The organism is Oryzobacter telluris, from assembly GCF_043099285.1.
In the GTDB taxonomy this organism is placed as follows: domain Bacteria; phylum Actinomycetota; class Actinomycetes; order Actinomycetales; family Dermatophilaceae; genus Oryzobacter; species Oryzobacter telluris.
Genome location: NZ_CP170723.1, coordinates 1,856,224 through 1,882,150, shown reverse-complemented (window position 1 = coordinate 1,882,150; position 25,927 = coordinate 1,856,224). Strand labels below are relative to the sequence as shown.

Genomic DNA, 25,927 nt, shown 5'->3' with positions numbered 1-25,927 from the left:
CACATCGGAAGGACCCATCATGAGCTCGACCACCGAGCACACCACCAGCGCCACCGGCGCTCGCGACGTGGAGCTCGTCCTCACCGGGATGACGTGCGCGTCCTGCGCCAACCGCATCGAGCGCAAGCTGAACAAGGTGGACGGCGTGCGGGCGCAGGTGAACTTCGCCACCGAGAAGGCGCGCGTCATGGTCGACGCACCCGGTGTCACTGATGCGGACCTCGTCGCCGCCGTCGAGGCTGCCGGCTACGGCGCCGCCGTGCCGGCCGTCGAGACGTCCCCGGGCTCGACCCCGGACGCTGCTGACGACGAGGCGCCGGAGGTCGGCTCGCTACGCCGCCGCCTCCTGGTCTCCACTGCGTTGTCCCTCCCCGTCATCGCGATGGCGATGGTCCCGGCCCTGCAGTTCACGTCCTGGCAGTGGCTGTCGCTCACGCTGGCCGCACCCGTCGTGGTCTGGGGCGCACTGCCCTTCCACCGCGCCGCCTGGACGAACCTGCGCCACGGCGCCGCCACGATGGACACGCTCATCTCGATGGGTACCCTCGCGGCCCTCGGCTGGTCCCTCTACGCGCTGTTCCTCGGCGACGCCGGGATGCCAGGCATGACACACCCCTTCGCGCTCACCATCGATCGCAGCAGCGGGATGGCGAACATCTACCTCGAGGTCGCCGCCGGCGTCACGACGTTCATCCTGGCCGGGCGCTACTTCGAGGCCCGCTCCAAGCGTCAGGCCGGTGCCGCGTTGCGGGCCCTGCTCGACCTCGGTGCCAAGGAGGTCGCGGTGCTGCGGGACGGCACCGAGGAGCGGGTGCCCGTCGACCGGCTCGTCGTCGGTGACGTGTTCGTCGTGCGTCCCGGGGAGAAGATCGCCACCGACGGTGTCATCGAGACCGGCACCTCCGCAGTCGACGCCTCGATGGTCACGGGCGAGTCGGTGCCCGTCGAGGTCGGTCCCGGAGACGCGGTCATCGGGGCCACCGTCAACGCCGGCGGGCGGCTCACGGTCACGGCCACTCGAGTCGGCGCCGACACGCAGCTCGCGCAGATGGCCCGGCTCGTCGAGGACGCCCAGAACGGCAAGTCAGCCGCGCAACGTCTGGCCGACCGTGTCGCGGGCGTGTTCGTCCCCGTGGTCGTCCTCCTGGCGGTCGGCACCCTGGGCTTCTGGCTCGGCTCGGGAGCGGGCGCCTCCGTCGCGTTCACGGCCGCCGTCGCCGTCCTCATCATCGCCTGCCCCTGCGCCCTGGGGCTGGCCACGCCGATGGCGCTCATGGTCGGCACCGGGCGCGGCGCACAGCTCGGCATCCTCATCAAGGGTCCCGAGGTCCTCGAGCAGACGCGACGGGTCGACACGATCGTCCTCGACAAGACCGGCACGATCACCACGGGCACGATGACCCTTCAGGACGTCGTCGTCGTCGACGGTGAGGACCCGGACGAGGTCCTCCGGCTGGCCGGCGCCCTCGAGGACGCCTCCGAGCACCCCATCGCCCGGGCCGTCGCGAAGGCCGCGCGGGTTCGTGTCGGCTCCCTGCCGACGGTCGACGGCTTCGCCAACATCGAGGGGCTCGGGGTCCACGGGGTGGTCGAGGGCCGCGCCGTCCTCGTCGGTCGACCACAGCTGCTCGCCGACTGGTCGCAGCACCTGGGCGGCGACCTCCAGCAGGCCCTCGTCCGTGCGCAGGCGGCCGGGTCGACCGCCGTCGCCGTCGGGTGGGACGGTAGGGCGCGTGGCATCCTCACGGTCGCCGACGAGGTCAAGCCGACCTCGGCCAAGGCCGTCGCCGAGCTGCGGGCACTCGGGCTGCGGCCGATCCTGCTCACCGGGGACAACGCCGCGGTCGCCGGCAGCGTCGCCACGGTGGTGGGCATCGATGCGTCCGACGTCATCGCCGACGTCATGCCCGCCGACAAGGTCGACGTCGTCACCCGCCTCCAGCGGGAAGGGCGTGTCGTCGCGATGGTCGGGGACGGCGTCAACGACGCTGCCGCGCTCGCCCGGGCCGACCTGGGACTGGCCATGGGAACCGGCACGGACGTCGCCATCGAGGCCAGCGACCTCACCCTCGTCCGCGGAGACCTCCGCGTCGCCGCCGACGCCATCCGCCTGTCACGACGAACCCTCGGCACCATCAAGGGCAACCTGTTCTGGGCGTTCGGCTACAACGTCGCCGCACTCCCCCTGGCCGCCGCCGGCCTGCTCAACCCGATGCTCGCCGGCGCCGCCATGGCGTTCTCGTCGGTCTTCGTCGTCGGGAACAGCCTGCGCCTGAGGGGCTTTCGATCCTCGATCCCGTCCGCCGACCCCACCGGGAGGGCCTGACCATGAGCCCCGACCAGACCACGCACGACGGCCGCCACGACCACGCCGGGCACCGTGCCCCCACCGAGCACGCCTCCCACACGCACACGACCGAGCACCACGGCGACCACAGCGGAAGCGCCGACGTCGGGCACTCGGGTCACGGAGGCCACGCAGGACACGGCGACCACGTCGGTCAGTTCCGTCGTCTCTTCTGGATCATGCTCGTCCTGGCCGTCCCGGTCGTGGGCCTGTCCGAGATGTTCGCGATGCTCGTCGGCTACGACCTGCCCCACGGCGGCTGGGTCGCCTGGGTCTCACCGGTCCTCGGTACGGTCATGTACCTGTGGGGAGGGCGCCCCTTCCTCACCGGCGCCGTCTCCGAGGTGCGCTCCCGCACGCCCGGGATGATGCTGCTCATCGCCCTCGCCATCACCGTCGCCTTCGTCGCGTCGTGGGGCGCCAGCAGCGGCCTCCTGCACCACGAGCTGGACTTCTGGTGGGAGCTGGGCCTGCTCATCGTCATCATGCTGCTGGGCCACTGGATCGAGATGCGCTCCCTGGCCCAGACGACCTCGGCCCTCGACTCCTTGGCGGCGCTGCTTCCCGACGAGGCCGAGCGCGTCGAGGACGGCCGGACCGTCACCGTCGCTCCGAGCGAGCTGCGGGTGGGCGACGTCGTCGTCGTCCGCCCCGGGGGGTCCGTCCCCGCGGACGGCCGCATCGTCGACGGCCGTGCCGAGATGGACGAGTCGATGGTGACCGGTGAGTCCCGCACGGTCAGCCGGACCCTCGGCGACCAGGTCACCGCCGGCACCGTGGCCACCGACTCCGGGCTAAGGGTCGAGGTGACGGCGACCGGCGACGACACCGCCCTGGCCGGCATCCAGCGCCTGGTGGCCGACGCGCAGGCGTCCTCCTCGCGAGCGCAGAGGATCGCCGACACCGCGGCCGGCTGGCTGTTCTGGTTCGCGCTCGTCTCAGCGGCGGTGACGATCGTCATCTGGTCCCTGATCGGCCTCCCCGACTCCGGCATCGTGCGCACCATCACCGTCCTGGTCATCGCCTGCCCGCACGCCCTCGGTCTGGCCATCCCGCTCGTGGTGTCCATCGCGACCGAGCGCGCCGCCCGCGGCGGGGTGCTCGTCAAGGACCGCCTGGCGCTGGAGAGCATGCGCACCGTCGACACCGTCCTCTTCGACAAGACCGGCACCCTCACCAAGGGCGAGCCGACGGTGACGGCGCTGGCGCCGGTCGGGGGCCTCCACCCTCGGGTCCTGCTGACGCTCGCCGCCTCCGCCGAGGCCGACAGCGAGCACCCCCTGGCCAGGGCGATCGTGCGTCACGCGTCCGACGAGGGTGCCCAGGCCTCGCCCGCGACCGGGTTCTCCTCGTCACCGGCCGTGGGGGTCACCGCGACCGTCGAGGGCCACGAGGTCCGCGTCGGCGGGCCCCGTCTCCTCGAGGAGCTCGGCCTGTCGGAGGTTCCCGAGGCCGAGGCGTGGCGCGACGAGGGCGCGATCATCCTCCACGTCGTCCGCGACGGCGTCCTCGCCGGTGGCCTCAAGCTGGCCGACGAGATCCGGCCGGAGTCCCGTCAGGCGATCGACGCCCTGCACCGGCGCGGCGTGCAGGTCGTCATGATCACCGGGGACGCCGAGGCGGTCGCTGCGGCCGTCGCCACCGACCTGGGAATCGACCGCTACTTCGCCGGGGTCCGCCCCGAGGACAAGGCGGCCAAGGTCAAGCAGCTCCAGGACGAGGGCCGCAAGGTCGCCATGGTCGGAGACGGCGTCAACGACGCGCCCGCACTCGCGCAGGCCGACGTCGGCATCGCCATCGGCGCCGGCACCGACGTCGCCATCGCCTCGGCGGGCGTCATCCTCGCCAGCGACGACCCCCGATCCGTGCTGTCCGTGATCGAGCTGTCCCGGGCGTCGTACCGCAAGATGAAGCAGAACCTGTGGTGGGCCGCCGGGTACAACCTGCTGTCCGTGCCACTGGCCGCGGGCGTCCTGGCACCCGTCGGGTTCGTCCTCCCGATGTCGGTCGGGGCCATCCTCATGTCCGTGTCCACCGTGGTCGTGGCCCTCAACGCCCAGCTGCTGCGTCGCCTGGACCTGCGACCGGAGACCAGCGCGGCCGCCCCCCTCGGGTCCTGAACCCGGTGGGGTGGCGGACGACCGCCACCCCACCGGAGGACTTCAGCCCGCAGGTGACCAGGGGACGAACGCCCGTCCACCGCGCGAGACCATCAGGCCGTCCTCGCCGAGGACGACGATCTCCAGACGCGCGCTGGAGCCGGTGGCCAGAAGGGCCTCGGGCGCCGTGACGGAGAGCTCGGTCCGCTTCCACGCCGCGCCACTGGCATCGGCCAGGTGCACGCGCCCGTCGGCAGTCACCGCGATGACGGCGTTGTCGGCCCTCGAGACCAGTGCCGGGGCGGGCGAGTCCGGCACCACCGTCCACGTCCTGCCGGAGTCACCAGACGTCATGACCGCCTCGTTCGTCGACGCGACGACCCGTGGGTCGTCCACACGACCGGTGATGGAGATCGGCTCGAAACCGCTCGGGACCTCGTCCCAGACCATGCCGTCCTCGGTGGACCTCAGCGTGCCGTCGAAGCCGGCGACGCGCGAACCCACCGCCGCCATCGCATGGAAGTCGGAGTCCCCGCCACGCGAGAGGACCTCCCATGTCTGACCCCCGTCGAGGCTCTCGATGAGACCCACGGGGTTCGGCAGGTCGGATCCCGGCTGAGGATGCCCCGAGGCGTAGAAGTGGTTCGGTCCGGCGACGGTGAACCCCATGAGGTCGATGGCGGGGCCGACCCGCTCGAATCCCTCGCGTCCCTGCGCGAAAAGGCCCGCATGGGTGGCCAGGAGCAGCCGTCCGGACGCCGGCTCCTTCGCGATGGCGTGGACGTGCCCGGCACTGACGGGCATCGGCATGACCGGTGCCGTCGCGACCTGAGCGGCGCCGGCCGAGTCGTCCGACTGCCTGGTGCTGCTCGAGGAGCAGGCCGCGGTCGCTGCCAGCGCCGTTCCGGCGACAGCGCCGGCGAGGAGGGCCCGCGCTGGTCTGCGCCTCACGCCAAAAGGCCCGTCATCGTGTCGATCTCGCGCCGCTGACCGTCCACGATCGCCGTGGCCAGCTTCTCGACGTCCGGGTTCTGCGTCCGTTGCACGACGTCCTCTGCCATGGTGATGGCGCCCTCGTGGTGCTCGATCATCATCGTGAGCCAGCGTCGGTCGAAGCCGGGTCCGGTGGCCCGCTCCAGCTCGACCATGTCAGCGTCACTCATCATCCCGGTCATGTCGTGGCCCATGGGCATCCCTGACGCTGCGCCCCAGGACCTCAGCCAGCCCTGCATCAGCACGATCTCCGGGCCCTGGGCCCTGGCGATCTGCTCCGCCAGAGCCCTGACCTCCGGCGATGCCCCCGAGGACCCTGCCAGGGCGAAGTCGGCCATCTCGATGGCCTGCTGGTGGTGCGGGATCATCATCTGCGCAAACATCACGTCGGTCATGGCGACGCCCTGTGAGCTCGACCCGGCAGAGCGCGATGCGGACATGCCCATTCCTGACATCGAGCCGTGGTCGTCATCCGACCCACAGGCACCGAGCGTGCTCACGGCCAACCCAGCGGCAAGGGCGAGAGCGATGCGATGCGTGCGACGTCGGTTCCTACGGGGCACGGCGAGATCCGTTCTGTCGGGGTCGGTCGTCGCCACTCTGGATGCGATCGACCGCGTCTTGCCCAAGGACCCATGAAGGTTCCATGAAGACCGTCACCGCCTCGTGAACCGAGCGTCGATCAGCAGGAGGATCACCAGGACGACGGCGCACCACAGCAGTGCCGTGAAGCCGGCCATCGCCAGCCATCCCCACCAACCCATCCCCGTTCCCCACATCATCGGAGACCACCACCCTTCGTCGTGATCCGACCCTGGGACGCGGGTGCGATGGGGCGCTGTTCCTCGCATGAAGGAACCATGAAGATCTCGCCGCTGACCCCCGGCGGCCGGGCGCCGCGAGTCCGGTCTGCCACCATCGCCCCATGAGGACGCCGCGCACACGACGAGGCCGCGATGCTCTCTGACGGCCCACGAGGGCTGCGTGCCCTGGTCATCGAGGACGAGGTCCACATGGCCGGCCTGATGGCCTCCTACCTCGAGCGCGCGGACTTCGAGGTCGAGATCGCCCACAACGGTCCGGCCGGGGTCGGCGCCGCCCGCACCCTCGACCCCGACGTCGTCATCCTGGACCTCGGGCTGCCCGGAATGGACGGGGTGGAGGTGTGTCGGACCCTGCGCACGTTCTCCGACGCGTACATCGTCATGGTCACCGCCCGCGACGACGAGGTCGACAAGCTCATCGGCCTGTCGGTCGGAGCCGATGACTACCTCACCAAGCCCTTCAGCCCTCGCGAGCTCGTGGCACGGCTGGGGGCCATGCTGCGACGCCCGCGACGCGTCGGCAGCAGCACCTCCTCAGACGTGATGTCCTTTGGGCCGCTCTCCGTGGATCCGGTGGGCCGGGAGGTCTGGCTCAGCAGCGAGCCTGTTCACCTGACCCGCACCGAGTTCGACGTTCTTGCTGCGTTGGCCCACGCACCGAACGTCGCCTTCTCCCGCCGTCAGCTCATCGAGGCGGTCTGGGGTGGGGACTGGGTGGGTGACGAGCACCTCGTGGACGTCCATGTCGGCCACCTCCGCAGAAAGCTGGGCGATGACGCCTCGTCACCGCGCTTCATCCGCACCGTCCGTGGCATCGGCTACCGCATGGGGCCGGGACAGTGACACCACGACTGGGTGAGCGCCTCTCGGGCCTGTCCTCGCGCCTGCTGCTCGCGCAGGCACTGCTCCTGCTGGCCGGAGCAGTCACGACCTGGGTGGTGGCGTCCTTCGTGGGGCCCAGCATCTTCCACGGCCACCTGATGGAGGCAGGGGCCGGGCACGACCCGGCGGAGCTTCTCCACGTGGAGCGGGCCTTTCGTGACTCCCTGCTCATCGCGATGGGGGTGGCGCTCCTGGTGTCCGTCCTCACCGCGTGGTCGGTGACCGCCTGGTTCACCCGGCGGGTACGCCGATCCACCAGTGCCGTCGTCAGGACCGCCGGGGACATCTCCGCGGGCCAGTACGCCGCGCGCATCCGCGCCACGGGACTCGGCTCGGAGTTCGACCGGATGGGCGTCACGATCAACGAGCTCGCCGGGCGACTGGAGGAGACCGAGGCGACCCGGCGCCGGTTGCTCAGCGACCTCGGCCACGAGCTGCGCACCCCGCTGTCGACGGTGCAGATGCAACTGGACGCCGTCGACGACGGCGTGCGCCCCTTCGACGGCGCGACGATGGAGGTGCTCCGGGCGAACACCAACCGGCTACGCCGGCTCGCCGACGACATCGCGGCCGTCAGCCGAGCCCAGGAACAGCGGATGGAGCTACGTCGCGAGCCGACCGACCTCGTCGAGCTCGCGCGGCGGTCGGTGGCAGAACAGCTCCCGAACTACGCGATGAAGGGAGTGCAGGTGACTGCGCGCGGGGAGGAACCGGTCGAGATGGGCCTGGACCCGGCGCGAATGGGCCAGGTCCTGTCCAACCTCCTCTCCAACGCGCTGCGGCACACACCCGAGGGGGGCTCGGTCATCGTCGAGGTCCGGTGCACCGGAACCGGCGCAGCGGTCGACGTGGTCGACGACGGCGAGGGCATCGCCCCTGAGCAGCTGCCCCTGGTCTTCGAGCGGTTCTTCCGTGTCGACCCGGCTCGCGGCCCGCACGACGGAGGCGCCGGGATCGGACTGACCATCAGCCGTTCGATCGTGGAGGCCCACGGAGGCCGGCTTTCAGCATTCAGTGGCGGCCCTGGAACCGGCACCAGGTTCACCGTCGACCTTCCTGGCTGACCGCGACGACGCCAGTGTCTTCACTGAATCTTCAGGCGATCGCCATGCTGTCGCTGCCTCAGCAGGGGGAATGTGGAGACATTGGATGGCACGCGCTGGGTCCCCGAGCACTCGGGCACGGCATCGGTCGAGCTCGCACGATCAACTGAAGAGGACGGCACCATGTCCCGTTGGGCACTCGGATCGGCGCTGACGCTCACCGTCGGCCTCCTCATCCTCTCGACTCCTGCGTCGGCCGCACCCGCTGATCCCGCGGCTTTCGGACAGCACGTGCGGCACTGCGCGCAGGTGGTCGGGTTCGACTCGGGGCACAACCCCGGCATGCACCAGGGCATCACAGGTTGGGGCCCGGGACACGTGTGCTGACGTCGGGCCGAGGCATAAAGCCGGTGCCGCGCCCTCAGCCCTGATGGCCACAGTGGTCAGTCCCGGTCGTGCTCTGGCAGGCAGAAACGGCAGCCGTTGAAACCCCTGGCCACAGCGTCGTCGACGGTCTCGAAGGTCTGCAGCCGGGCCGTGTTGATCTTCGGCCAGAGGGGGCAGGAGCTGACGTGGAGCTCGCGGCTGCGGGGGTTGCCGAAAAAGAAGTCCTCGAGGTCCTTGATGGCCGTGAGCTCGACCGTGTAGGCGCCGACGACGACCCCGTCGTGGAGCTGTTCGATGCGGATCGGGTACTGCCTGAGGTGCCTGGCCTCGAAGCTGAAGTCGATGCCGAGGGTGAGGACGAAGCTGCCGTTGGCGGAGATGGGGACGTCCTTGAGGCCCTTGACCGAGCCGCCGGTCATGCCCAGCGTGGTGAACCGGTCCTCGCGGCGCGCCACCGTCATGTCGGTGGTGCCGTCGCTGAGGACCCCGTTGGCCAGTCGCGCCTCGATGCGCGTGTCCCGCGGGAGCCTGGAGGCGTCGATGGAGACCGAGTGCCTCGAGGTCTGCTCCAGGCCGCGGATCGTCAGGCCCATCTTCATCTTCGCCCCCGGCAGGGCGAGGACCGGGGCCACGTTGCGCTGCCCCACGTTGTTGACGAACCGGACGAGCAGGGAGTGGTCCAGGGCGGCGGCGGTACCGGCGGGGACGGTGACACCGTGCGCCGTCTCCAGCGAGCCGGGGTCCTGCGCCTCGGTCCGTGCGATCGCGAGGAGGCACTCGTGGCCGGCGACGGTCGGGGTCCAGATGAACGGCCCGACCCGTGCCTGCCCCGCGGCCGGGACCGATGGAACCGGCAACGACCCCAAGGACTGGAAGTGGGTCGGCCACAGCATCCCGGTGCCCGGTGAGCAGTGGTACGCCTCCACCGCGACCGGCGCCGTCGTGGCCGCACCGCGGTTGTGGACCACGACGTAGATGTGGTTGGGCTGGTTGACGATCGGCGCCTGGTGTCCGTCGTCCGGGTTCTCCGTCGGACCGGGCGGCTGGGTGCGCACCCAGATGTCAGGTGACTCCCAGTGGGGGGCGGCCGTGGGGGTGGCGCCGGTGTCGGCCGAGTTGTCCCGGATGTACAGGTCCACCGAGGTCGGGTCGCCGGTCGTCAGGTGCGGGCGGCCGGTACCCTCCCACGCACCCTCGAGCCGGACGTCAGTGTCGTAGGTGTACCCAAGCGTCGTGTGGTCGAGCATCTGGGCCGGGGTTGCGCCGCCGATCATGGCCGAGTTCAGCGGCACCATCGCGGCGGCCACGGAGTCGCCCGAGGCCGCCGTCAGGTTGTACTGCGAGGCGCCGGGGTTGTTCCGTTGCCAGATGGCCCACAGGCGGTCGACGTTGCCGTGGTGCAGCCAGAACAGGGGGTCCCTCGGGGAGTCGCCGCCCGCCATGGTGCCGCCGACCCAGTTGTGTCCACCGCCGTGGCCACCGGAGGACTCGATCGCGCGGAAGCCGGCGAACGTCGTCTCGGCCAGCCGGCTGACCATCGAGCTGCCCATCCCACCGGGCAGGAGGACGGGCAGGTGGGCCCCGCCATCCGTGGCCGAGCGGGTATAGGTCCAGTGGTCGAACTGTCCCCCGGTGTTGCTCCGCCCGCCGAAGAACGACTTCCAGGGCTCGACGTCGATGTCGCGCGAGTCCGGCCTGGTCCAGTCCCAATACGGGATCATCACCCCGGGTTGGTGGACCTGCAGCTGCTGCTCGAGGTGGCGCAGGAACCAGCGGTGCCACGGCAGGAACGCCGAGCCCCAGTGGATGCCGCTGTTGAAGTTCGCGCTGTGCTGACTCGCCAGGGTTCCCAGGAAGCCGGACGCGTTGACCGAGTTCAGGGCACTCGCCAGGCGCGTGCGTTCGGTCGCGGTCAGGAAGACGAAGTTCTTGCGCAGTGCCATCGTGCCCACCCGCTTTCTCAGTCGACCCGCGCGACGTACTGGCGCGCGCCGTCGAGCAGGTCGTCGACCGGCCGGAGGTAGGCGACGGCATAACGACCGTCGACGATGCGGACCGGGACGTCCTGCCCGTCAACCGTGACGGACGGTGTGCCGTCGTCGTCGACGGTGACCTCGATGTCGTGTCCCTTGCTGCGTGCTGTGCGCTTCTCCGGCATGGCCGTGTCCTTCCGTGGTCGGGACGCCACGTCACCCGCCGGCCGTCATGGACACGGACGGTCGGAGATCAGGCATCACTACATCAGGAGGCGCGTCCAGCGCAGGTGATACGTCGCACCAGGCGTCCCGGTGGCGACGGCCTTCGCCGTCCTTCAAGATCCAAGGCCTGTGGCGCCGTCCCCGGCAGCGACGTACTCCGCCGCCGCGTGCTCGACTCCGCAACGCCACGGACGTCGTCGCTGGCCGGACCGATGTCGGTCCGTCCGAATCGCGCCTCACCATCACAGGACAGTCGGAGGACAGAGAGGGACTTCACCGTGGAGGTACCGACACGACAGGCCCAAGGAGCTCGACCATGCGGGAATTGCACCTCCTCGTCGGAGGCATGACCTGCCGCACTTGCGTTCGCGAGGTGACGGCCCGACTCAGGGACGTCCCCGGCGTCGAACGTGTCGTCGCCGACGCCGCGTCCCACCGCGTCGAGCTCCACGGCTCGATGACGGAGCCAGACGTGCTCGAGGCCTTCATGGGGACCGCCTTCCGGGCCCGGGTCCTGGCGAGGGACACCGACAGCGCGCCGTGACCTCGGCCGCTGCCGAAGCTGGTCCAGCGAGGACAGCGACCGGACAGGCGCTGAACAGCCTCTCCCCGCACGGTTCTTACACAGCCGGACCTCGGCTGATCCTGACGAGAGAGGCATCCATGTCTTCCAACCCGACATCCGCGGGGAGCCCGAGCAGCCGACGCTGGCTGGCTCTGGGGCTCATCGCCGCAGCCCAGTTCATGGTCATCATGGACACGTCGATCATCGGGGTTGCCCTGCCGCAGATGCAGGCCGATCTCGGCTTTACCCCCCAGGACCTCAGCTGGGTGTTTAACGCCTACGTTGTCGCCTTCGGCGGGCTCCTGCTCCTCGGAGGGCGGTTGTCCGACCTGCTCGGCGCCCGACGCATCTTCAGCATCGGCTGGGCCGTGTTGGCAGGCGGCTCCCTGCTCGCCGGCCTTGCGGACACTGTGGCGGTCGAGCTCGCGGGCCGTGCCATGCAGGGCGCCGGAGCCGCCCTGATCGCGCCGTCCGCCCTCACCCTCCTCTTCACCATCTTCGGGGCCACCCCGAAGGAGATGACCAAGGCCCTGGCCCTGTACGGCGCGGCCGCACCTGCCGGCGGCACCGCCGGCGTCTTCCTGGGCGGGGTGCTCACCGAGTACGCCAGCTGGCCCTGGGTGTTCTTCATCAACGTCCCCCTCGCCGTTGCGGTCCTCGCCTTCACGCCCGGCGCGATGCCGAAGGGTGCAACCCGTCGGGGAACGCTCGATCTGGTCAGCGCCGTGACCGTGACTGCTGGACTCGCCGCGGTCGTTTTCGCCGTCGTCCGCGCCCCCCAGTCGGGCTGGACCTCGCAGACGACGCTCACGGCCGGGGTCGTCGGACTCCTCCTCCTAGCGCTGTTCGTCTGGCGACAGGCCCGCGCCGACCAGCCCCTCATGAGGCTCGGCATCCTGAGTGCACCGAACCTCGCGGCCGCGAACGCCGCACAGTTCATGCTCGCGGCGGCGTGGATCCCGATGTTCTTCTTCGTCAACCTCTACCTGCAGCAGGTGCTCGGCCTGGGGGCGTTCGCCAGCGGCGCAGCCCTCTTGCCGCTCACCCTCACCATCATGATCGGCATGATCGGTGTGGCTCCCCGGCTCATCGGCCGCTTTGGCCCGAAGACCATGACCGTCGCCGGCCTCTCCACGCTCGCGGCCGGCCTCGTCTGGCTCTCCCTGATCCGGCATGATGGCAACTACGCGCTGGACGTTCTGCCCGCGACCCTGGTGACGGCGGCGGGCATGGCCATGGCCTTCATCCCATCGCTCGGTCTGGCGCTGTCCTCGGCCACACCCGAGGAAGGCGGACTCGCCTCGGGCATCGTCAACACGAGCTACCAGGTCGGCTCGGCCCTGGGTCTGGCCGCCATGACAGTGGTGGCCACCGCGTTCGGTGCGGACCAGCTCACCGACGCCGTCGCCCTGACGAACGGCTTCTCCGCCGGCCTCCTCGGCGCCGCCGGCATCGCCGTGGCGGGAGCCGCCGTGGCCGCAGCCTGGCTGCACTCGCCCCGTCCGGACGCACCGGCGGCAAACATCGACGAAGGCGAGCGGGTCACGGCCGCCTGACCAGTTGCCCGGTCACGACACCCGGCCGTCCGTCCGCCGGCTCACTCGCCGACAACACCACCACCAGTTGCGCGCCCCCGGAACGCCCAAGGGGCCCGGTCGCCACCCTGCAAACGGGTGAGGCCGAGCCGACGGCCTCCCGCGGGGCGCGCCGCCGTAAGCTGCCCTCCTCGCATGCCCGGCGGGCGGCCACTGGCCACCTCAGCGCTGAAGACGGGGTTCACCCGACTGGGCCATTGTCCGGTCGCGCGGTCTGACGGCAGCATGGAAGGAATGGCACGAGAGGGGCGATGCGTGGACGACGTCCGATACCGGCTGCTGGGACCCACCGAGATCCTGGTCGACGGACGTCCCGCCCGGCTGCCGGGAGGTGCTGAGCGGGCATTGCTCGTTCTCCTGCTGCTCTCCCCCGGCCGGTCGGTACCCGCGACCACGCTTATCGACCGGTTGTGGTCGGAGTCGGCGCTCCCCGCCGACCCGGTCAACGCGCTGCAGATCCGCGTGTCCAAGCTGCGTCGCGCGTTGGCCTCTCACGGTGCCCAGGCGATCACGCGGGACCACAGTGGCTACCGCATCGACGTGGACGAGTCGTTGATCGACGCCGCGCGGTTCGTCTCACTCCTGCGCGCTGCCCGCCTGGCTGTCGCGTCCGCCAACGGCGACACCGGCGGTGCTGGACTTGACGTGTACGACGAGGCTCTCGGCCTCTGGGTGGGTGAACCGCTCGCAGACTTCCCTACCGAGCCCTGGGCGCGGCAAGAGGCTGCGCGGCTCACCGGACTGCGCCTGGCTGCGCTGACCGAACGATCACAGCTGGCCCTCACCCTCGGTCGGCACACGGAGGTGGTCGCCGACCTCGAACCCGTCGTTGCTGCCGACCCGACCCTCGAGGCTCTGGCCGGGCAGCTGATGACGGCGCTGTACCGCGGCGGTCGCCAGGCCGATGCGCTCGCGGTCTTCACCTGCACCCGCCGCGTCCTGGACGACGAGCTCGGCCTCGAGCCCTCGGCGTCGCTGCGGGCCCTCCACGAGCAGGTCCTCCGCCAGGACGCCGCCCTCTCGGGGCCGTTGGAGACCCATCCTGGTGGCCTGCCGGTGGGTCTTGCTGGTGCGACCCGGCGCCGGGCCAACGACATCTCGGAGGCCCCCGGCGCCCTGCCCGTCGTCGCACGAGCGCTGTTGGGTCGGGACGACCAGCTGGCCGAGCTCGAGGGACTCCTCTCGACCGAACGCCTGGTGTCGCTCATCGGTCCGGGAGGAGCGGGGAAGACCTCGCTCGCCCTCGCGGGCGCGATCCGGGTGCGCGGTTCCTTTCCCGACGGCGCCTACGGCGTCCGGCTCGCGCCTGTGACCTCGCCCGAGCACGTTCCCGCCGCGGTGGCCGAGGCCCTGGGGGTGCCTCTCGACGGGGCGGCCGTGGAACGCGACGTCCGAGTCCGGCTGGCGCGCTTCCTCGAGCGCCGGCAGCTCCTGCTCGTCGTCGACAACTGCGAGCACCTGGTCGACGCCGCGGCGACCCTCATCGACGAGCTCCTCGGTCGGTGCGAGGGTCTGACCGTGCTGGCGACGAGCCGCGAGGCCCTCGCGGTCCCCGACGAGCTCCAGCTCCTCGTCCACCCGCTGGAGACCCCGCCGGAGGGCACCCCACCTGGGGACGTCCTGCTCTTCCCGGCAGCAGCCCTGTTCGCCGAGCGCGCGAGGATGCTCCGGCCCGGCTTGGTCCTCCCCGAGGCCGACCTCCTTGCCACTGCGAGCATCGCTCGATCACTAGACGGGCTACCCCTGGCCATCGAGCTCGCGGCTGCCCGCGTCGCGACGATGTCTCCACGCGAGATCGCTTCACGGCTCGAGCACCGGTTTGAGCTGTTGACGGTCGGCGCGCGCACCGCGGAGTCGCGACAGCAGACGCTCAGGGCGACGGTCGACTGGAGCTACGAGCTGTTGGACGAGTCCGCTCGCGCCGTCTTCGACCGGCTGTCCGTCTTCCGCGGCGGGTGGACCCTTGCGGCCGCGGAGGCGGTCGTCAGCGATGACGACCTGTCGCCGGCCGCTGTGCTGGACACGATCGGGCGTCTGGTGGAGCGCTCCCTCGTCGTCGTCGAGCCCGGTCCCACCACCCGCTACCGCATGCTCGAGACGCTGCGCGAGTACACGCGCGAGCGGCTCGCGGACACCGGTCTCGAAGACGAGATCGCGCGGCGCCACGCCCAGTACTTCATGCGGTTCACGGACGAGGGCGACTTCGACCTCCGGGGGCACGGCCAGAGGGAGGCACTGGAGCGACTTCGCACCGAGCAGCCGAACATCCGGGCCGCGATCTCCTGGTGGACAGGCCGGGGCGATGCCGACGAGGCACTGTCGATGGCGGGGTCCCTCGGGCTGTTCTGGCACCTCGGCCGTCACCTCGACGGCCGGGAGACGCTCGACCGTGTGCTGCGCCTCGAGGGTGGCGGGCCGGCCGCAGTCGCGCGCGCGCTCCAAGCGGTCTCGCTCGTGGAGCGCCCCCGCGCCTGCCTCGTCCACCCGAGCCCCCGCTGCGCCGAGACCGCCGCCGAGAGCTTGCGGCTGTTCGACGAGCTCAGGAACCCGTCCCGCGCTGCGCTCTCGCGCGTCCTCCTGGCCGTCGAGGGCGTGACAGGCGCCGAGCCCGAGCGGTCCCGACGGCTCCTGTCGGAGGCCGAGGCCCAGTTCGAGCAGAACGGCGACGCCTGGGGACGGGCCGTCATCGGCTTCGTCCGGACGGAGACGGCCCTCAAGGGTGGTGACGAGGAGGGCGCCGTGGCCACCGGAACCGCGACGGCCACGGCCTTCAGACAGCTCGACGACCCATGGGGCCTCTCGGCGATCCTCTACCACCTGGGATGGGGTCTGCGGCAGTTCGGACGCTACGAGGACGGCGTCAGGGTCCTTCTTGAAGCCATCGACGTCGCTGCGAGCGCGGGCCTGTTCAACACCGTGCAGTGGGCCCTCGCCGACCTGGGAGTGGCACGGATCCACCTTGGCGACCGTGATGGGGCGCTCGACGCGTTCGACCGCGCCGCGGTCGCGTCCGACAACGTGGGAGATGGCGCCGGCGTGGTGCTCGCCGACTACGGGCGAGGGCTACTGGCCTGGACGGAGGGACGGTTCGACGAGGCCAGGCCGCTGTTCACGGACGCGGCCGACGGGCTGGCACGGCTCGGGACTCCCGTCCCGCAGGGGCTGGCGGTGATCGGCATCGCCCGCTGCGACGAGGCGGACGAGAGGCTCGACCGAGCCGCTGAGAGGCTCGAGTGCGCACTGGTCACCGGGCGATCGACCGGGGAAGGCTCCTTGGTGGCCGCCGCGCTCGAGGGTCTCGCGCGGGTCGCCGCTCGGCGGGGGCACGAAGCCGAAGCCCGCGCCCTGGCCGGTGAGGCCGCGACGGTCAGGCTGACGACGAGGCGCCCCGCCACGCCACTCGAGCGACGAGACCTTCAGATGTTGTGACACCGCCGCGGCACCCCGGGTGGTCCGGTGGTGCCTGCTGACGGTCGGTCGGCTGACGTCAGCAGGTGCACGTCCCGCAGCCGCAGTTCGACGTGGCCGTCGGGACGGGGTCGTCGCAGTCGGACGGGTCAACGCTGCGGCACAGGAACCGGGCGATCACCAGCGCTGCCGTTCCGGACAGGGCCACGGTTGCGGTGAGGGCCGGCCCGTACCCGACGGCGCCCTGGAGGAAGCCGACGGCGGCGTACCCCGACCCGCCGATACCAGCGGCGAGTCCGAGGACGCGACCGACCGCGCCCGCGGCCGAGACCTCTCCGGGCAGCCGGGCGTGCGAGACGAGGAGGGGGAGCGAGCCGGAGAGTCCGACGCCGGCCACCGACATCGCGACGAAGGTGGCCACCAGCGGAAGGAACGGCACCGTTGCGGCCGCGACGGAACCGAGGGCCACAGCAACGAGGAGGACGGCCCGAGCGCCGACCCGGCGGGCCAACACTGCCAGGCCCATGCCACCGGCCGCTGCCGACGCCGAGTAGGAGGCCAGGAGCCACGGCACCGCGGGGTGAGAGGCGCCCAGATCGCTGGCCACCAGGACCGCGGCACTGGCGCCGACGGTAGTGCCCGCAAGGGCCACCATCGCGCCGGCTGCCACTGCCAGCCGAGCCTGCCGGCTTCCGGTCGCGCCGGCGGTAGCGCGGGTCTTCGTCGGACGTGGTGTCGGCCGGAACACTTCATTGCGAAGAGCCACGGTGAGCGCCACGAGGGTCGCGGCCACCGGGACTGCTGCCGCCCAGCCGAGCGAGTCGACCGAGACGACGACACCAAACGGGACGAGTGCCGAGCCCGCCGTGCCCACTGCCGAGAATGCTGCGAGGGGAAGGGACTCACGGCCGGATGTCGCTGCTCGCGCCATCAGTGCGCCCGCGGATGGGTGGAACAGCGAAGACCCCACCCCGCCGATGACCACGGCCAGCACGGCCTGAAGGACGTTCTCAGCTGCTGGGACCGCGCCGTAGCCGGCGGCCGCGAGGACGGCACCGGCTGCCGCCACTGACCGCTCTCCGTGCCGGTGCACGAGCCGAGCCGTGAGCGGCTGCAGCAGGGACGCCGCCGCGAGCGCCACGGCGACCACGAGCCCGAGCACCGACGGTGACGCGCCGGTCCGCGACGCGAGGGTGGGCTGGAGCGGGACGAGGACGCTGGTCAGACCGTCGAGCGCGAAGTGCATCAGCCCAAGGCCGGCCAGTGCCGCTGCGGTCATCGCAGCCGCGAGCTTGTGGGTCCCGCCATGGACTGCTGCTGTCGACGCTTCGACCACCGGCGCAGCTGATCGTGCCGAGACGGGTGAATCGGTGACCAGGGTCGCTGTTGTCGACATGGCGTGCTCCTCAGCGCTGCGGTGGCCGGGAACCCGGCTCGGGCCCTCTCAGCCCGCTCCCGGCACTCTCGGGTCCGGCGCTTGCTTTCTGCTGTCCCGGCGCTGTCCCGTCGAGGCGTCAGCTCAATGTGCCTCTGGCACAACGAAGGCGGGTCCGGCACGGTGGCCGGACCCGCCTGAGGTGAACAGGGTTACCGCGTCAGCGGTTGCCCCGTACGGATTGCGGAGACCACCTCGAGGATGGCCCGACCGGTGGTGACGGCATGAGCCTGGTCGCCGACCATGCCTGCGTGATCTGCCCCCTGAACGACGCGGTGGACGCTGTCGGACGAGAGCGTGGCCAGGTGGTCCTGCTTCTGGGGCCAGTCGGGGTCGCTGCCGATCTCCGCCGTGAGGACCATGAGCGGCGTGTCGCCGAGGTCACGCAGGGAGGCCGCCTCCTTGGTGGACGCGCTCGCCCTGGCGTACTCCTCGATCACGTTGCGCACGGCTGCGGGCGTGGCGTACCTGGCACGCACCTGAGCCTGCTCCGGCGCCGGGAGATCGCTGGCGTTGACGATCGCGTACACCCGGCCCAAACCGAGCCGGGCCATGGAGGAGACCAGCGCCGCGACCCGACCCACGCCGTCGTCGGACCTGGCAGGCATGGTGCCGGCCGAGCCCGCGCCATCGGTCCCATAGACGGGTGAAGTGGCGTCGATGAGCACCAGGCCTGCGACCTCGTCGGGGTGGCTTGCCGCGAAGGTCATTGCGTAGAGACCGCCAAAGGAATGACCGGCCATGACGTAGGGGCCGGGCACGCCAGCACGGTGAAGCAGCGTGTGGAGGTCACGGGAGATGGCGAGGGCGTCCTGGGGGCCGTCGGCGGCCTCACTCCAGCCCCGACCGGCGCGGTCATAGGTGCAGACCGTCGTCTCACGCCCTACGGCGGAGGTGACCCAGCCGAGATGCGCCCCCATGGCCCCGCCTCCGGGCTCGACGACGACAGTCGGGCTGCCCGACCCCTTGCAGCTCAAGTGCAACCGGTGCCCACCGACGTCGACCAACCGACCTGCCATGGCCGGCGACGCGTCCATCGCGGTGCCAACCGTCTGGTAGGCGCCCCCGACGGCGGCGACGCCCATGGCACCGATGACGGGGAACAGGAGCCAACGGCCGACCCTGCTCCCCATGTCGCGACGGATGTGCACGGTCATCCAGACAGCCAGCCCGAGCACCACCAAAGGCCACACCCAGTCGACGGCGGGATGGGCCGAGGCCCCCAGTGCCAGCAGGGCGATACCGCTGGCCCCCAGCACCGCGGCGGGCACCGCGGCCCAACGCTGCGGCTGGGCGGTGAACCACGTCGACAGTCCCACCAAAGCGGTCCAGCCGGTCGCGAAGCCGCACAGGACCGCCCCCGTCAGCGCGCTCTCGGTGACCGGCACGACAGGTGCGGCGGCAAGGGCCGCGGATGTCAGGAGTCCGACGACCGCCGCGCCGCCGACCACGACCGGCATAGGGACGCCACGGCGGGGCTGCGAGCCGACTGATGGGGTGGGCGAGGCGCTGTGCGGGCGCGGCCCGGGGGTCTGGTTCACGCGGGTCGAGGTCGTCATGGCGGGCTCCTTAGGGGGTGCTGCGGACGGGCGCGTGGAGCAGCCACGCTCCGGGTGGCTGTCCTGGATCCCCGGTCGGTTTGACGGGGATCTCGTTCGAACTAGGCGCGGGCTTCTGTCCGCGGTGGATTCAGGATCGAGCGGGGCTCTGTCTCGGCTCTGTCGGGCCCCTGTTCCGCCCGCTCTTCATCTGGCGTGCCGGTGGCTGCCGATGGGCTCTCGGCACTTGGGGCCGCGTGGTCGATTCGAGACCACTGCCACGACCGGGCGAGCACGGTGGCCGCCGTGGCGAGCAGTACCGCAAAGACGAACACCACCATGGCGGGCCACTGGTAGGCGGCGGCCGACCACGTCACGTCGCGTCCGACCCACGCCTTGGCGAGCAGTGGGAACGCGGTGCCCGCCGCGAGAACCAGGACCGAGGGAAGCATCCTCAGCCCCCTGATCGCAGAACCGCGGCGCCGTCGGGCCCAGCGACCGGCGCGAAGGACACCAAGGGTGCCCAGGGCGAGTGCCGCCAGCGTGAGCACGGCCAGGACCGCGTCGAGCTTCGCCGCGGGGGACGCCCCGCTTGAGGGTGGGGACTTCCCTTCGATGATGTCGAAGACGCCGTGCACGATTGCGGTCTGCTCGAGCATCATCGGGGACCCGCTGTTGAACAGGAGGACGACCCCGTAACCCGAGGCTGGCCACAGGGCCTGCTGGGCGGTGAAGGTGAACAGGCTGCCGCTGTGCTCGATCCGGGTCGGGGCGTTGGTCGGACCGCGGGTGGCCCATCCCAGCGCGTAGCCCACGCGAGGAGCGCTCGGGGTGTGCAGCAACCGCAGGCCGCGGCTGGAGACGACTGCGGTGCCGTCTGCCGTTCGACCGTCGTGGGCATTCACCACGAGCCATCGAGCCATGTCGGCGGCGGAGCTGACGATGCCGCCATCCCCGGTCGCGTAGCTGCGGAACCCGGGTGCCGGGAATGCATGGCCGTAGGCGATCAGGTGACCTTGGGCCACGCCGGGGACTGGTTGGTCTGCGGTCACGGTCGAGGTGGTGGCGGCCATCTGGGCGGGTTCGAAGATGTGGCGGCGCAGGTAGTGGCCGAACTCCTCACCGCTGAGCGCCTCGACCAAGCGGGCAGCGACCTGGTAGTTCGGGTTGGCGTAGCTCCACGACGTCCCAGGGGTGGAGGACAGGCGCGCGGACCGCAGGCTGGTCGTCGCGTCTGTCGGGCTGCTCGGCTGGGGCCGGCTCAGCTCGGGGACCACTGCGTCGGTGATGCCCGACGTTTGGTCCAGCAGCTGCCGAACGGTGATCTGCGCGCTCCGCGGGTCGGCCATCTGGAACTCCGGCAGGTGCTGCTGGACCGAGTCGTCGAGGTCCACCAGGCCGGCGTCGACGAGCTGCATCACCGCAAGCGCAGTAAAGGACTTGCTCAGCGAGGCGACCCGGAAGAGTGAGCTCTCGGTCACGGCGGCTCCGGTGGAGTCATGACCATATCCACCTACCATCAGCACCTGGTCACCGCGGGTGAGCGCGACTGCGACGCCTGGGATGGCCGACTCCCTCAGCGCCGTGGTGAGAAACCGGTCGATCTGCGAGTCCACTGATCCCTACCTGGGCTGGCCGACGGCGGGCAGCGCAGGTTCAACCGCGAGGAGCAGGAGCGCAGCCAAGGCGCTGACCCAGACCGTGGCGCGACGAACCTGACGGAGCCTCGGTCGCCCTCTGCTCGAGTCAATGCCGTCATTTGTCATCGGGTCAGACATGGTTGCCTCCGGCGGCTCGGACGGGACGTGCCCGACGGAGTACTGGACATGGCGCGCCCCTTCGTGGTCACGGACCGGCCGTGGCCGGCTGTGGCTCCACGGTCACGGACCTGACTTGCCGACCGCTGTCTGCCCTCTGTCGCACGCCGGCTGCTCGTCGGCCTGGGGTCGGCAGTGTCCGCAAATGCAGGGGGCAAGTGACTGCACTGCCTTGACTGCCCCCCGGCATACCGCGTGGTCACGAGCTACCTCGTGACGCGCCGACGGTCGAGGAGACCTGTAGCCGCTGGCACGTGCCGCCCGTCCGCCGCAACGGTGCACCGCACCCAGCCACCCGCCCACCGTCCCGCAGGACGACGGCCGCCCACGCCGATGGCGACAAAAGGGCCCTACCTAAACCAGCGGCCAAAGACGGCACACACCCGGTGCATTGTCGGTCGGTCGGTTCTCGGCCCAGTGGCCGCGAAGCGCCTCCCGCTGGGCTTAGGGGGGCATGACGATGAGCCTGCACAAACTCACGGCCGGCACCGGGTACACCTATCTGACCCGTCAGGTCGCGGCGCACGACCACGCGCCCGGGGCGCGCACCTCGTTGGCGACGTACTACACCGAGAGGGGCGAAACACCGGGGCGATGGGTTGGCTCGGGGATGGCTGGGATCGACGGCCTGAGTGTCGGGGACGAGGTCACCGCGCAGCAGATGCGGGCTCTGTTCGGGGCCGGCCTGCACCCCCTGGCGGAGCAACGCCGCGAGCGGCTCGAGGGCCCGGACCTCACCGGTCAGGACCTCACAGCGGTCACCCGACTTGGGGCACCGTTCAAGGTGTACGCCGCCGGGGGGACCGCGTTCCAGGTCGAGGTCGCCAAGCGGCTCGAGGGCCACGCCTCGTCCCTGGGGCACCCGCGGGACTACCCGGTCGACGCGCAGGACCGGGCGCGGATCCGCTCCGAAGTCGCCGCCGAGATGTTCCGCGCACAGCACGGGCGGGACCCGCGCGACGCCCGGGAACTGTCCGGGACGATCGCGAAACTGTCCCGCCCGAAGACCACGACCGTGGGTGGGTATGACCTGACGTTCTCCCCGGTGAAGTCGGTCAGCACCCTGTGGGCGATCGCCCCACCACAGGTCGCCGCGCAGGTCGAGCAGGCTCACAACGAGGCCGTCGCCGACGCCCTCGCGTTCATCGAGCAGCACGCCCTGTACACCCGCGAGGGCACCGACGGGGTCCGCCAGGTCGACGTCACCGGGCTCGTCGCGGCCGCGTTCACCCACCGCGACTCCCGCGCCGGGGACCCCGACCTGCACACCCACATCGCGGTCGCGAACAAGGTCCAGACCCGGTCCGGGAAGTGGCTCTCCATCGACGGGCGGATACTGTTCAGGGCCAAGGTGACCGCCTCCGAGACGTACAACACGTCGCTGGAGAAGCACCTGCGGACCCGCCTCGGAGTGGTCTTCGCGGAGCGCCCCGGGACGGAGCGGGGCAAGCGCCCAGTCCGTGAAGTGGGCGGTGTCGACCCGGCACTGAACCAGCGCTGGTCCTCCCGCCGGGCACTGATCGAGGCGCGCCGCGCTGAGCTGGCGACCACGTTCCACGACGACCACGGCCGCCCCCCGACAGTCGTGGAGGCGATCCTGCTCGCTCAGCAGGCGACCCTCGAGACCCGCGACGTGAAGCACGAACCTCGCACCCTGGCCGAGCAACGGCAAGCCTGGCGGGTAGAGGCCGAGGAGGTCCTCGGCGGCCCGGAAGGTGTGTCGCTCATGGTCACCACGGCTCTGTCCGCCGCGCAGCGAGGCCACGCCACAGGGCCAGTCACGGTGGATGCGGCGTGGGCGCGGGACACCGCACATCGTGTCCGCGACGAGCTCCAGGCCCGCCGCTCGACCTGGCAGGTGTGGCACGTGCGCGCCGAAGCGCACCGTCAGGTGCGCTCCGCGAACCTACCCGCCGAGCACGTCGACACCCTCGTCGACCTGGTCACGGACCACACCCTCATCAGCGCGTCCGTGCGGCTCACCCCCGCCGGGGACGGCATCGAGGAGCCGCCCGAGCTGCGCCGCACTGACGGGTCCAGCGTGTACGAGGTCGCCGGCTCCGCGGTCTTCACCAGCACCGAGATCCTCGCCGCCGAGGGCCGCCTCGTCGGTGTCGCCGGCGTCACGGATCGCCACCGGGCCAGCCCGGAAGCGGTCGACCTGGCGCTGCTCGAGCAGGCCGCCAACGGCACCACCCTCAACCCCGGACAGACCGCCTTGGTCCGCGAGATGGCCACCTGTGGCGCACGCCTGCAGTTGGCGATCGCGCCCGCCGGGGCCGGGAAGACCACCGCCCTGAGCGCCCTGACCGCGGCGTGGGTCGAGGACGGCGGCACCGTGATCGGGCTCGCCCCCTCCGCCGCAGCAGCAGCCGTGCTACGCGAGAGCACCGGCGCCACCACCGACACCTTGGCCAAGCTCACGTGGTCGATCAGCACCGGCGAGCTGCCCGGATGGGCCCACGCGATCGGCCCGAGAACCATGGTGCTGGTCGACGAGGCCGGGATGGCCGACACCCTCACCCTGGACACCACCGTCGCCTTCGTCACCGCCCGCGGCGCGCAGGTCCGGCTCCTCGGGGACAACCAGCAGCTCGCGGCGATCGGCGCCGGCGGCGTCCTGCGCGACATCGCCGCCACCCACGGAGCCCTCCACCTCGACGAGCTGATGCGGTTCACCGACCCGGTCGAAGGCGCCGCCTCACTCGCCCTCCGCGACGGACACCACGAGGCACTCGGGTTCTACCTCGACCACGACCGCGTACACGTCGGGGACCTCGCCACGATGACTCGAGACGTCTTCATCGCCTGGGCCAAGGACCGCGCCCAAGGCCTCGACTCACTGATGCTCGCCCCCACCCGTGGCCTGGTCTCCCACCTGAACCAGCACGCCCAAACCCACCGCCTCGCCGGCCGCACCCCCGGACCCGGGCTGCGATTGTCCGACGGCAACACCGCCCACACTGGCGACACCGTCGTCACCCGCAACAACGACCGCCGGCTCCGCCTGGGCGCGAACGACTGGGTCAAGAACGGCGACCGCTGGACCGTCGCCGCCGTCCACCGCGACGGCTCACTCGCGGTGCAGCACAGCCGAAGTGGACGCGTTGCCACCCTGCCGCCCGACTACGTCACGTCTGCCGCCGAGCTCGGGTACGCCACCACGATCCACGGCGCCCAAGGCATCTCCGCCGACACCGTCCACGGCCTGGCCACCGGCGACGAGACCCGCCAACAGCTCTACACGATGCTCACCCGCGGAGCCGACGCCAACCACCTCTACGTCCAGGTTGTCGGCGACGGCGACCCCCACAACATCACCCGGCCCGATCACGTGCGCCCGCTAACCGCCAGCGACGTGCTCGAGGCCGTCCTGGCCCACGACGACGCCCCAACCTCGGCCACCACCACGGCCCGCGAGCACGCCTCCCCCACCGTCCGCCTCGGCGCGGCCACCGCCCGCTACCTCGACGCCCTCCACCTCGCCGCAGAACGCCACCTCGGCCTCAGCACCGTCGCCGACCTCGGTACCGGCGCCGAACGCCTCATCCCCGACATCAGCGACGAACCTGCCTGGCCCACCCTGCGCGCCCACCTCATCCTGCTCGCCATCACTGGCACCGATCCCCTCACCGCCCTTCGTGGCGCAGCGACCGCCCGCGAGCTCGACACCGCCAACGACCGTGCCGCCGTTCTCCACTGGCGCCTTCCCGACCCCGGCGGGACCAGCACCGGACCACTCCCCTGGCTCCCAGGCATCCCCAGCGGACTCCGCGACGACCCACACTGGGGCCCGTACCTCACCGCCCGATCCGACCTGGTCACCGCGCTCGAATCCGAGGTTCGCCAACAGAGCCACACAGTCCCAGCGTGGTGGCCCACGCAACGCGCGACTCCAGCCCCCGACCTGCTCGGCGACCTCACCGTCTGGCGGGCCGCCAACGGCGTCCCCGACAGCGACCATCGCCCCACCGGGCCCGGCCAGCCTTCAAAGGTCTTCCGAACGTGGCAGCGCGAGCTGGATGCCCGACTGGGCGACGACCAATTGGGGAACGTCGCCGGCTGGACCAGGCTTCTCCACGCGCTAGTTCCCGCCACCCGCCACGACGACTACTCCGCCCAGCTCGCCGAGCACCTCGAGGCCCTCACGCGTTCAGGAATCGACGCCAACACCCTGCTCCGCAGCACAACCAGCCTCCCCCTACCCGACGACCACGCCGCGTCCGCCCTCTGGTGGCGCATCCAGCGCCACCTGCCAGAAAGGGGCGACGACATCACCCCGCGCCAGTTCACGGGCCGGCCCGGGCAGGAGGGCGTGCTCCAGACCGCGGACATGCCGACTGGTCTCGACGAGACCCCCAAGCCACCACCGGGCGTGAACGAGGAACGTCGCAGACTCCCGTCCCAGCACAACCACCCCAGCGGACCGGGGTTATCGCGATGACCGCTGAACCTCCCGTGGCCGCTTCCGGCCATTGCCGAACTCTTCCGGCGACATGTGACCACCGAGGCACCCCGAGAACGCCTAGGGAGGCAGGAGGTAACCATGACAACCAATCCACGCCGCGAATACGAGTCGCTAGCCGAGGCCGCCGAGCGAACCGGAGTCAGCATCCGCACCCTGCGACGACGCATCTCCAGCGGCCAGCTGACCGCGTACCGTCTCGGCCAACGAGTGATCCGCGTCCACCCCGATGACGTGGACCAGCTGCTGATGCGCATCCCCGCCGCTGGGCGCTAAGAAGTCGGTTCCCATGTCGCCGGGTTGGCTTCCGCAGTGGAAGACGGTCGGCCGC

General features: G+C 71.1%; 16 protein-coding genes. 9 read left to right on the top strand and 7 right to left on the bottom strand.

Features of this window, described 5'->3' with window-relative positions; all coding sequences use genetic code 11:
* The first annotated feature begins 19 nt into the window (after positions 1–19).
* The gene (locus ACFLFB_RS08515) at positions 20–2,326 is read left to right on the top strand and encodes a heavy metal translocating P-type ATPase (RefSeq protein ID WP_392545282.1); all 2,307 of its coding nucleotides are present in this window, start codon (positions 20–22) and stop codon (positions 2,324–2,326) included.
* A gap of 2 nt (positions 2,327–2,328) precedes the next feature.
* The gene (locus ACFLFB_RS08510; RefSeq protein WP_392545281.1) at positions 2,329–4,467 is read left to right on the top strand and encodes a heavy metal translocating P-type ATPase; all 2,139 of its coding nucleotides are present in this window, start codon (positions 2,329–2,331) and stop codon (positions 4,465–4,467) included.
* Positions 4,468–4,509: 42 nt separating this feature from the next.
* Here the strand turns inward: ACFLFB_RS08510 and ACFLFB_RS08505 are convergent, their stop codons facing one another.
* Together ACFLFB_RS08505 and ACFLFB_RS08500 are read right to left on the bottom strand one after the other, a co-directional pair.
* A complete protein-coding gene (locus ACFLFB_RS08505; RefSeq protein ID WP_392545280.1) occupies positions 4,510–5,397 on the bottom strand; it encodes a F510_1955 family glycosylhydrolase in 888 nt (295 codons plus the stop codon).
* Complete coding sequence (locus ACFLFB_RS08500) at positions 5,394–5,834, bottom strand: DUF305 domain-containing protein (RefSeq protein ID WP_392545279.1); 441 nt, start codon at positions 5,832–5,834, stop codon at positions 5,394–5,396. Before ACFLFB_RS08500 ends, ACFLFB_RS08505 begins: the two co-directional genes overlap by 4 nt.
* A 561-nt stretch (positions 5,835–6,395) precedes the next feature.
* On the opposite strand from ACFLFB_RS08500, the gene ACFLFB_RS08495 reads away from it, so the two are divergent.
* Together ACFLFB_RS08495 and ACFLFB_RS08490 are read left to right on the top strand one after the other, a co-directional pair.
* Positions 6,396–7,106, top strand: a complete 711-nt coding sequence (locus ACFLFB_RS08495) for a response regulator transcription factor (RefSeq protein ID WP_392545278.1) — start codon at positions 6,396–6,398, stop codon at positions 7,104–7,106.
* Positions 7,103–8,209, top strand: a complete 1,107-nt coding sequence (locus ACFLFB_RS08490) for a sensor histidine kinase (RefSeq protein WP_392545277.1) — start codon at positions 7,103–7,105, stop codon at positions 8,207–8,209. The genes ACFLFB_RS08495 and ACFLFB_RS08490 overlap by 4 nt, the downstream gene beginning before the upstream one ends.
* Before the next feature lie 422 nt (positions 8,210–8,631).
* On the opposite strand, the gene ACFLFB_RS08485 is transcribed toward ACFLFB_RS08490, so the two are convergent.
* Together ACFLFB_RS08485 and ACFLFB_RS08480 are read right to left on the bottom strand one after the other, a co-directional pair.
* On the bottom strand, positions 8,632–10,518 hold the full coding sequence (locus ACFLFB_RS08485; RefSeq protein ID WP_392545276.1) for a tyrosinase family protein: 1,887 nt from the start codon (positions 10,516–10,518) through the stop codon (positions 8,632–8,634).
* A gap of 17 nt (positions 10,519–10,535) precedes the next feature.
* Entirely contained in the window at positions 10,536–10,733 is a 198-nt protein-coding gene (locus tag ACFLFB_RS08480) for a hypothetical protein (RefSeq protein WP_392545275.1), read from the bottom strand.
* Between the two features lie 47 nt (positions 10,734–10,780).
* Here ACFLFB_RS08480 and ACFLFB_RS08475 point away from each other — a divergent pair, with 47 nt between their 5' ends.
* The 3 genes from ACFLFB_RS08475 (at position 10,781) to ACFLFB_RS08465 (ending at position 16,362) form a co-directional block, all read left to right on the top strand.
* The gene (locus tag ACFLFB_RS08475; RefSeq protein ID WP_392545274.1) at positions 10,781–11,317 is read left to right on the top strand and encodes a heavy-metal-associated domain-containing protein; all 537 of its coding nucleotides are present in this window, start codon (positions 10,781–10,783) and stop codon (positions 11,315–11,317) included.
* Positions 11,318–11,436: 119 nt separating this feature from the next.
* Positions 11,437–12,894: an MFS transporter gene (locus ACFLFB_RS08470; RefSeq protein WP_392545273.1), complete on the top strand. Its 1,458-nt coding sequence runs from the start codon at positions 11,437–11,439 to the stop codon at positions 12,892–12,894.
* 294 nt (positions 12,895–13,188) lie between these two features.
* Positions 13,189–16,362: an ATP-binding protein gene (locus ACFLFB_RS08465; protein WP_392545272.1), complete on the top strand. Its 3,174-nt coding sequence runs from the start codon at positions 13,189–13,191 to the stop codon at positions 16,360–16,362.
* 58 nt (positions 16,363–16,420) lie between these two features.
* Here ACFLFB_RS08465 and ACFLFB_RS08460 read toward each other — a convergent pair whose 3' ends face one another.
* The 3 genes from ACFLFB_RS08460 to ACFLFB_RS08450 all read right to left on the bottom strand — a co-directional run bounded on the left by ACFLFB_RS08460 (position 16,421) and on the right by ACFLFB_RS08450 (position 20,930).
* Positions 16,421–17,620: an MFS transporter gene (locus tag ACFLFB_RS08460; RefSeq protein WP_392545271.1), complete on the bottom strand. Its 1,200-nt coding sequence runs from the start codon at positions 17,618–17,620 to the stop codon at positions 16,421–16,423.
* A 308-nt stretch (positions 17,621–17,928) separates the two neighbouring features.
* Entirely contained in the window at positions 17,929–19,335 is a 1,407-nt protein-coding gene (locus tag ACFLFB_RS08455) for an alpha/beta hydrolase (RefSeq protein ID WP_392545270.1), read from the bottom strand.
* A 101-nt stretch (positions 19,336–19,436) separates the two neighbouring features.
* The gene (locus ACFLFB_RS08450) at positions 19,437–20,930 is read right to left on the bottom strand and encodes a serine hydrolase domain-containing protein (protein ID WP_392545269.1); all 1,494 of its coding nucleotides are present in this window, start codon (positions 20,928–20,930) and stop codon (positions 19,437–19,439) included.
* A gap of 661 nt (positions 20,931–21,591) precedes the next feature.
* Here ACFLFB_RS08450 and mobF point away from each other — a divergent pair.
* Positions 21,592–25,575: a MobF family relaxase gene (gene mobF / locus ACFLFB_RS08445; protein ID WP_392545268.1), complete on the top strand. Its 3,984-nt coding sequence runs from the start codon at positions 21,592–21,594 to the stop codon at positions 25,573–25,575.
* Between the two features lie 102 nt (positions 25,576–25,677).
* A complete protein-coding gene (locus ACFLFB_RS08440; protein ID WP_392545267.1) occupies positions 25,678–25,872 on the top strand; it encodes a helix-turn-helix transcriptional regulator in 195 nt (64 codons plus the stop codon).
* The last annotated feature ends 55 nt before the right edge of the window (positions 25,873–25,927 follow it).

What these genes read in the sequence shown, in the direction of transcription:
- mobF (WP_392545268.1), top strand. Translation starts at nt 21,592, where the DNA reads ATGAGCCTGCACAAACTCACGGCCGGCACCGGGTACACCTATCTGACC.
- ACFLFB_RS08440 (WP_392545267.1), top strand. Translation starts at nt 25,678, where the DNA reads ATGACAACCAATCCACGCCGCGAATACGAGTCGCTAGCCGAGGCCGCC.
- ACFLFB_RS08515 (WP_392545282.1), top strand. Translation starts at nt 20, where the DNA reads ATGAGCTCGACCACCGAGCACACCACCAGCGCCACCGGCGCTCGCGAC.
- ACFLFB_RS08475 (WP_392545274.1), top strand. Translation starts at nt 10,781, where the DNA reads ATGGACACGGACGGTCGGAGATCAGGCATCACTACATCAGGAGGCGCG.
- ACFLFB_RS08470 (WP_392545273.1), top strand. Translation starts at nt 11,437, where the DNA reads ATGTCTTCCAACCCGACATCCGCGGGGAGCCCGAGCAGCCGACGCTGG.
- ACFLFB_RS08460 (WP_392545271.1), bottom strand. Translation starts at nt 17,620, where the DNA reads ATGACCGCAGCGGCACTGGCCGGCCTTGGGCTGATGCACTTCGCGCTC.
- ACFLFB_RS08510 (WP_392545281.1), top strand. Translation starts at nt 2,329, where the DNA reads ATGAGCCCCGACCAGACCACGCACGACGGCCGCCACGACCACGCCGGG.
- ACFLFB_RS08455 (WP_392545270.1), bottom strand. Translation starts at nt 19,335, where the DNA reads ATGACGACCTCGACCCGCGTGAACCAGACCCCCGGGCCGCGCCCGCAC.
- ACFLFB_RS08495 (WP_392545278.1), top strand. Translation starts at nt 6,396, where the DNA reads ATGCTCTCTGACGGCCCACGAGGGCTGCGTGCCCTGGTCATCGAGGAC.
- ACFLFB_RS08480 (WP_392545275.1), bottom strand. Translation starts at nt 10,733, where the DNA reads ATGCCGGAGAAGCGCACAGCACGCAGCAAGGGACACGACATCGAGGTC.
- ACFLFB_RS08500 (WP_392545279.1), bottom strand. Translation starts at nt 5,834, where the DNA reads ATGACCGACGTGATGTTTGCGCAGATGATGATCCCGCACCACCAGCAG.
- ACFLFB_RS08485 (WP_392545276.1), bottom strand. Translation starts at nt 10,518, where the DNA reads ATGGCACTGCGCAAGAACTTCGTCTTCCTGACCGCGACCGAACGCACG.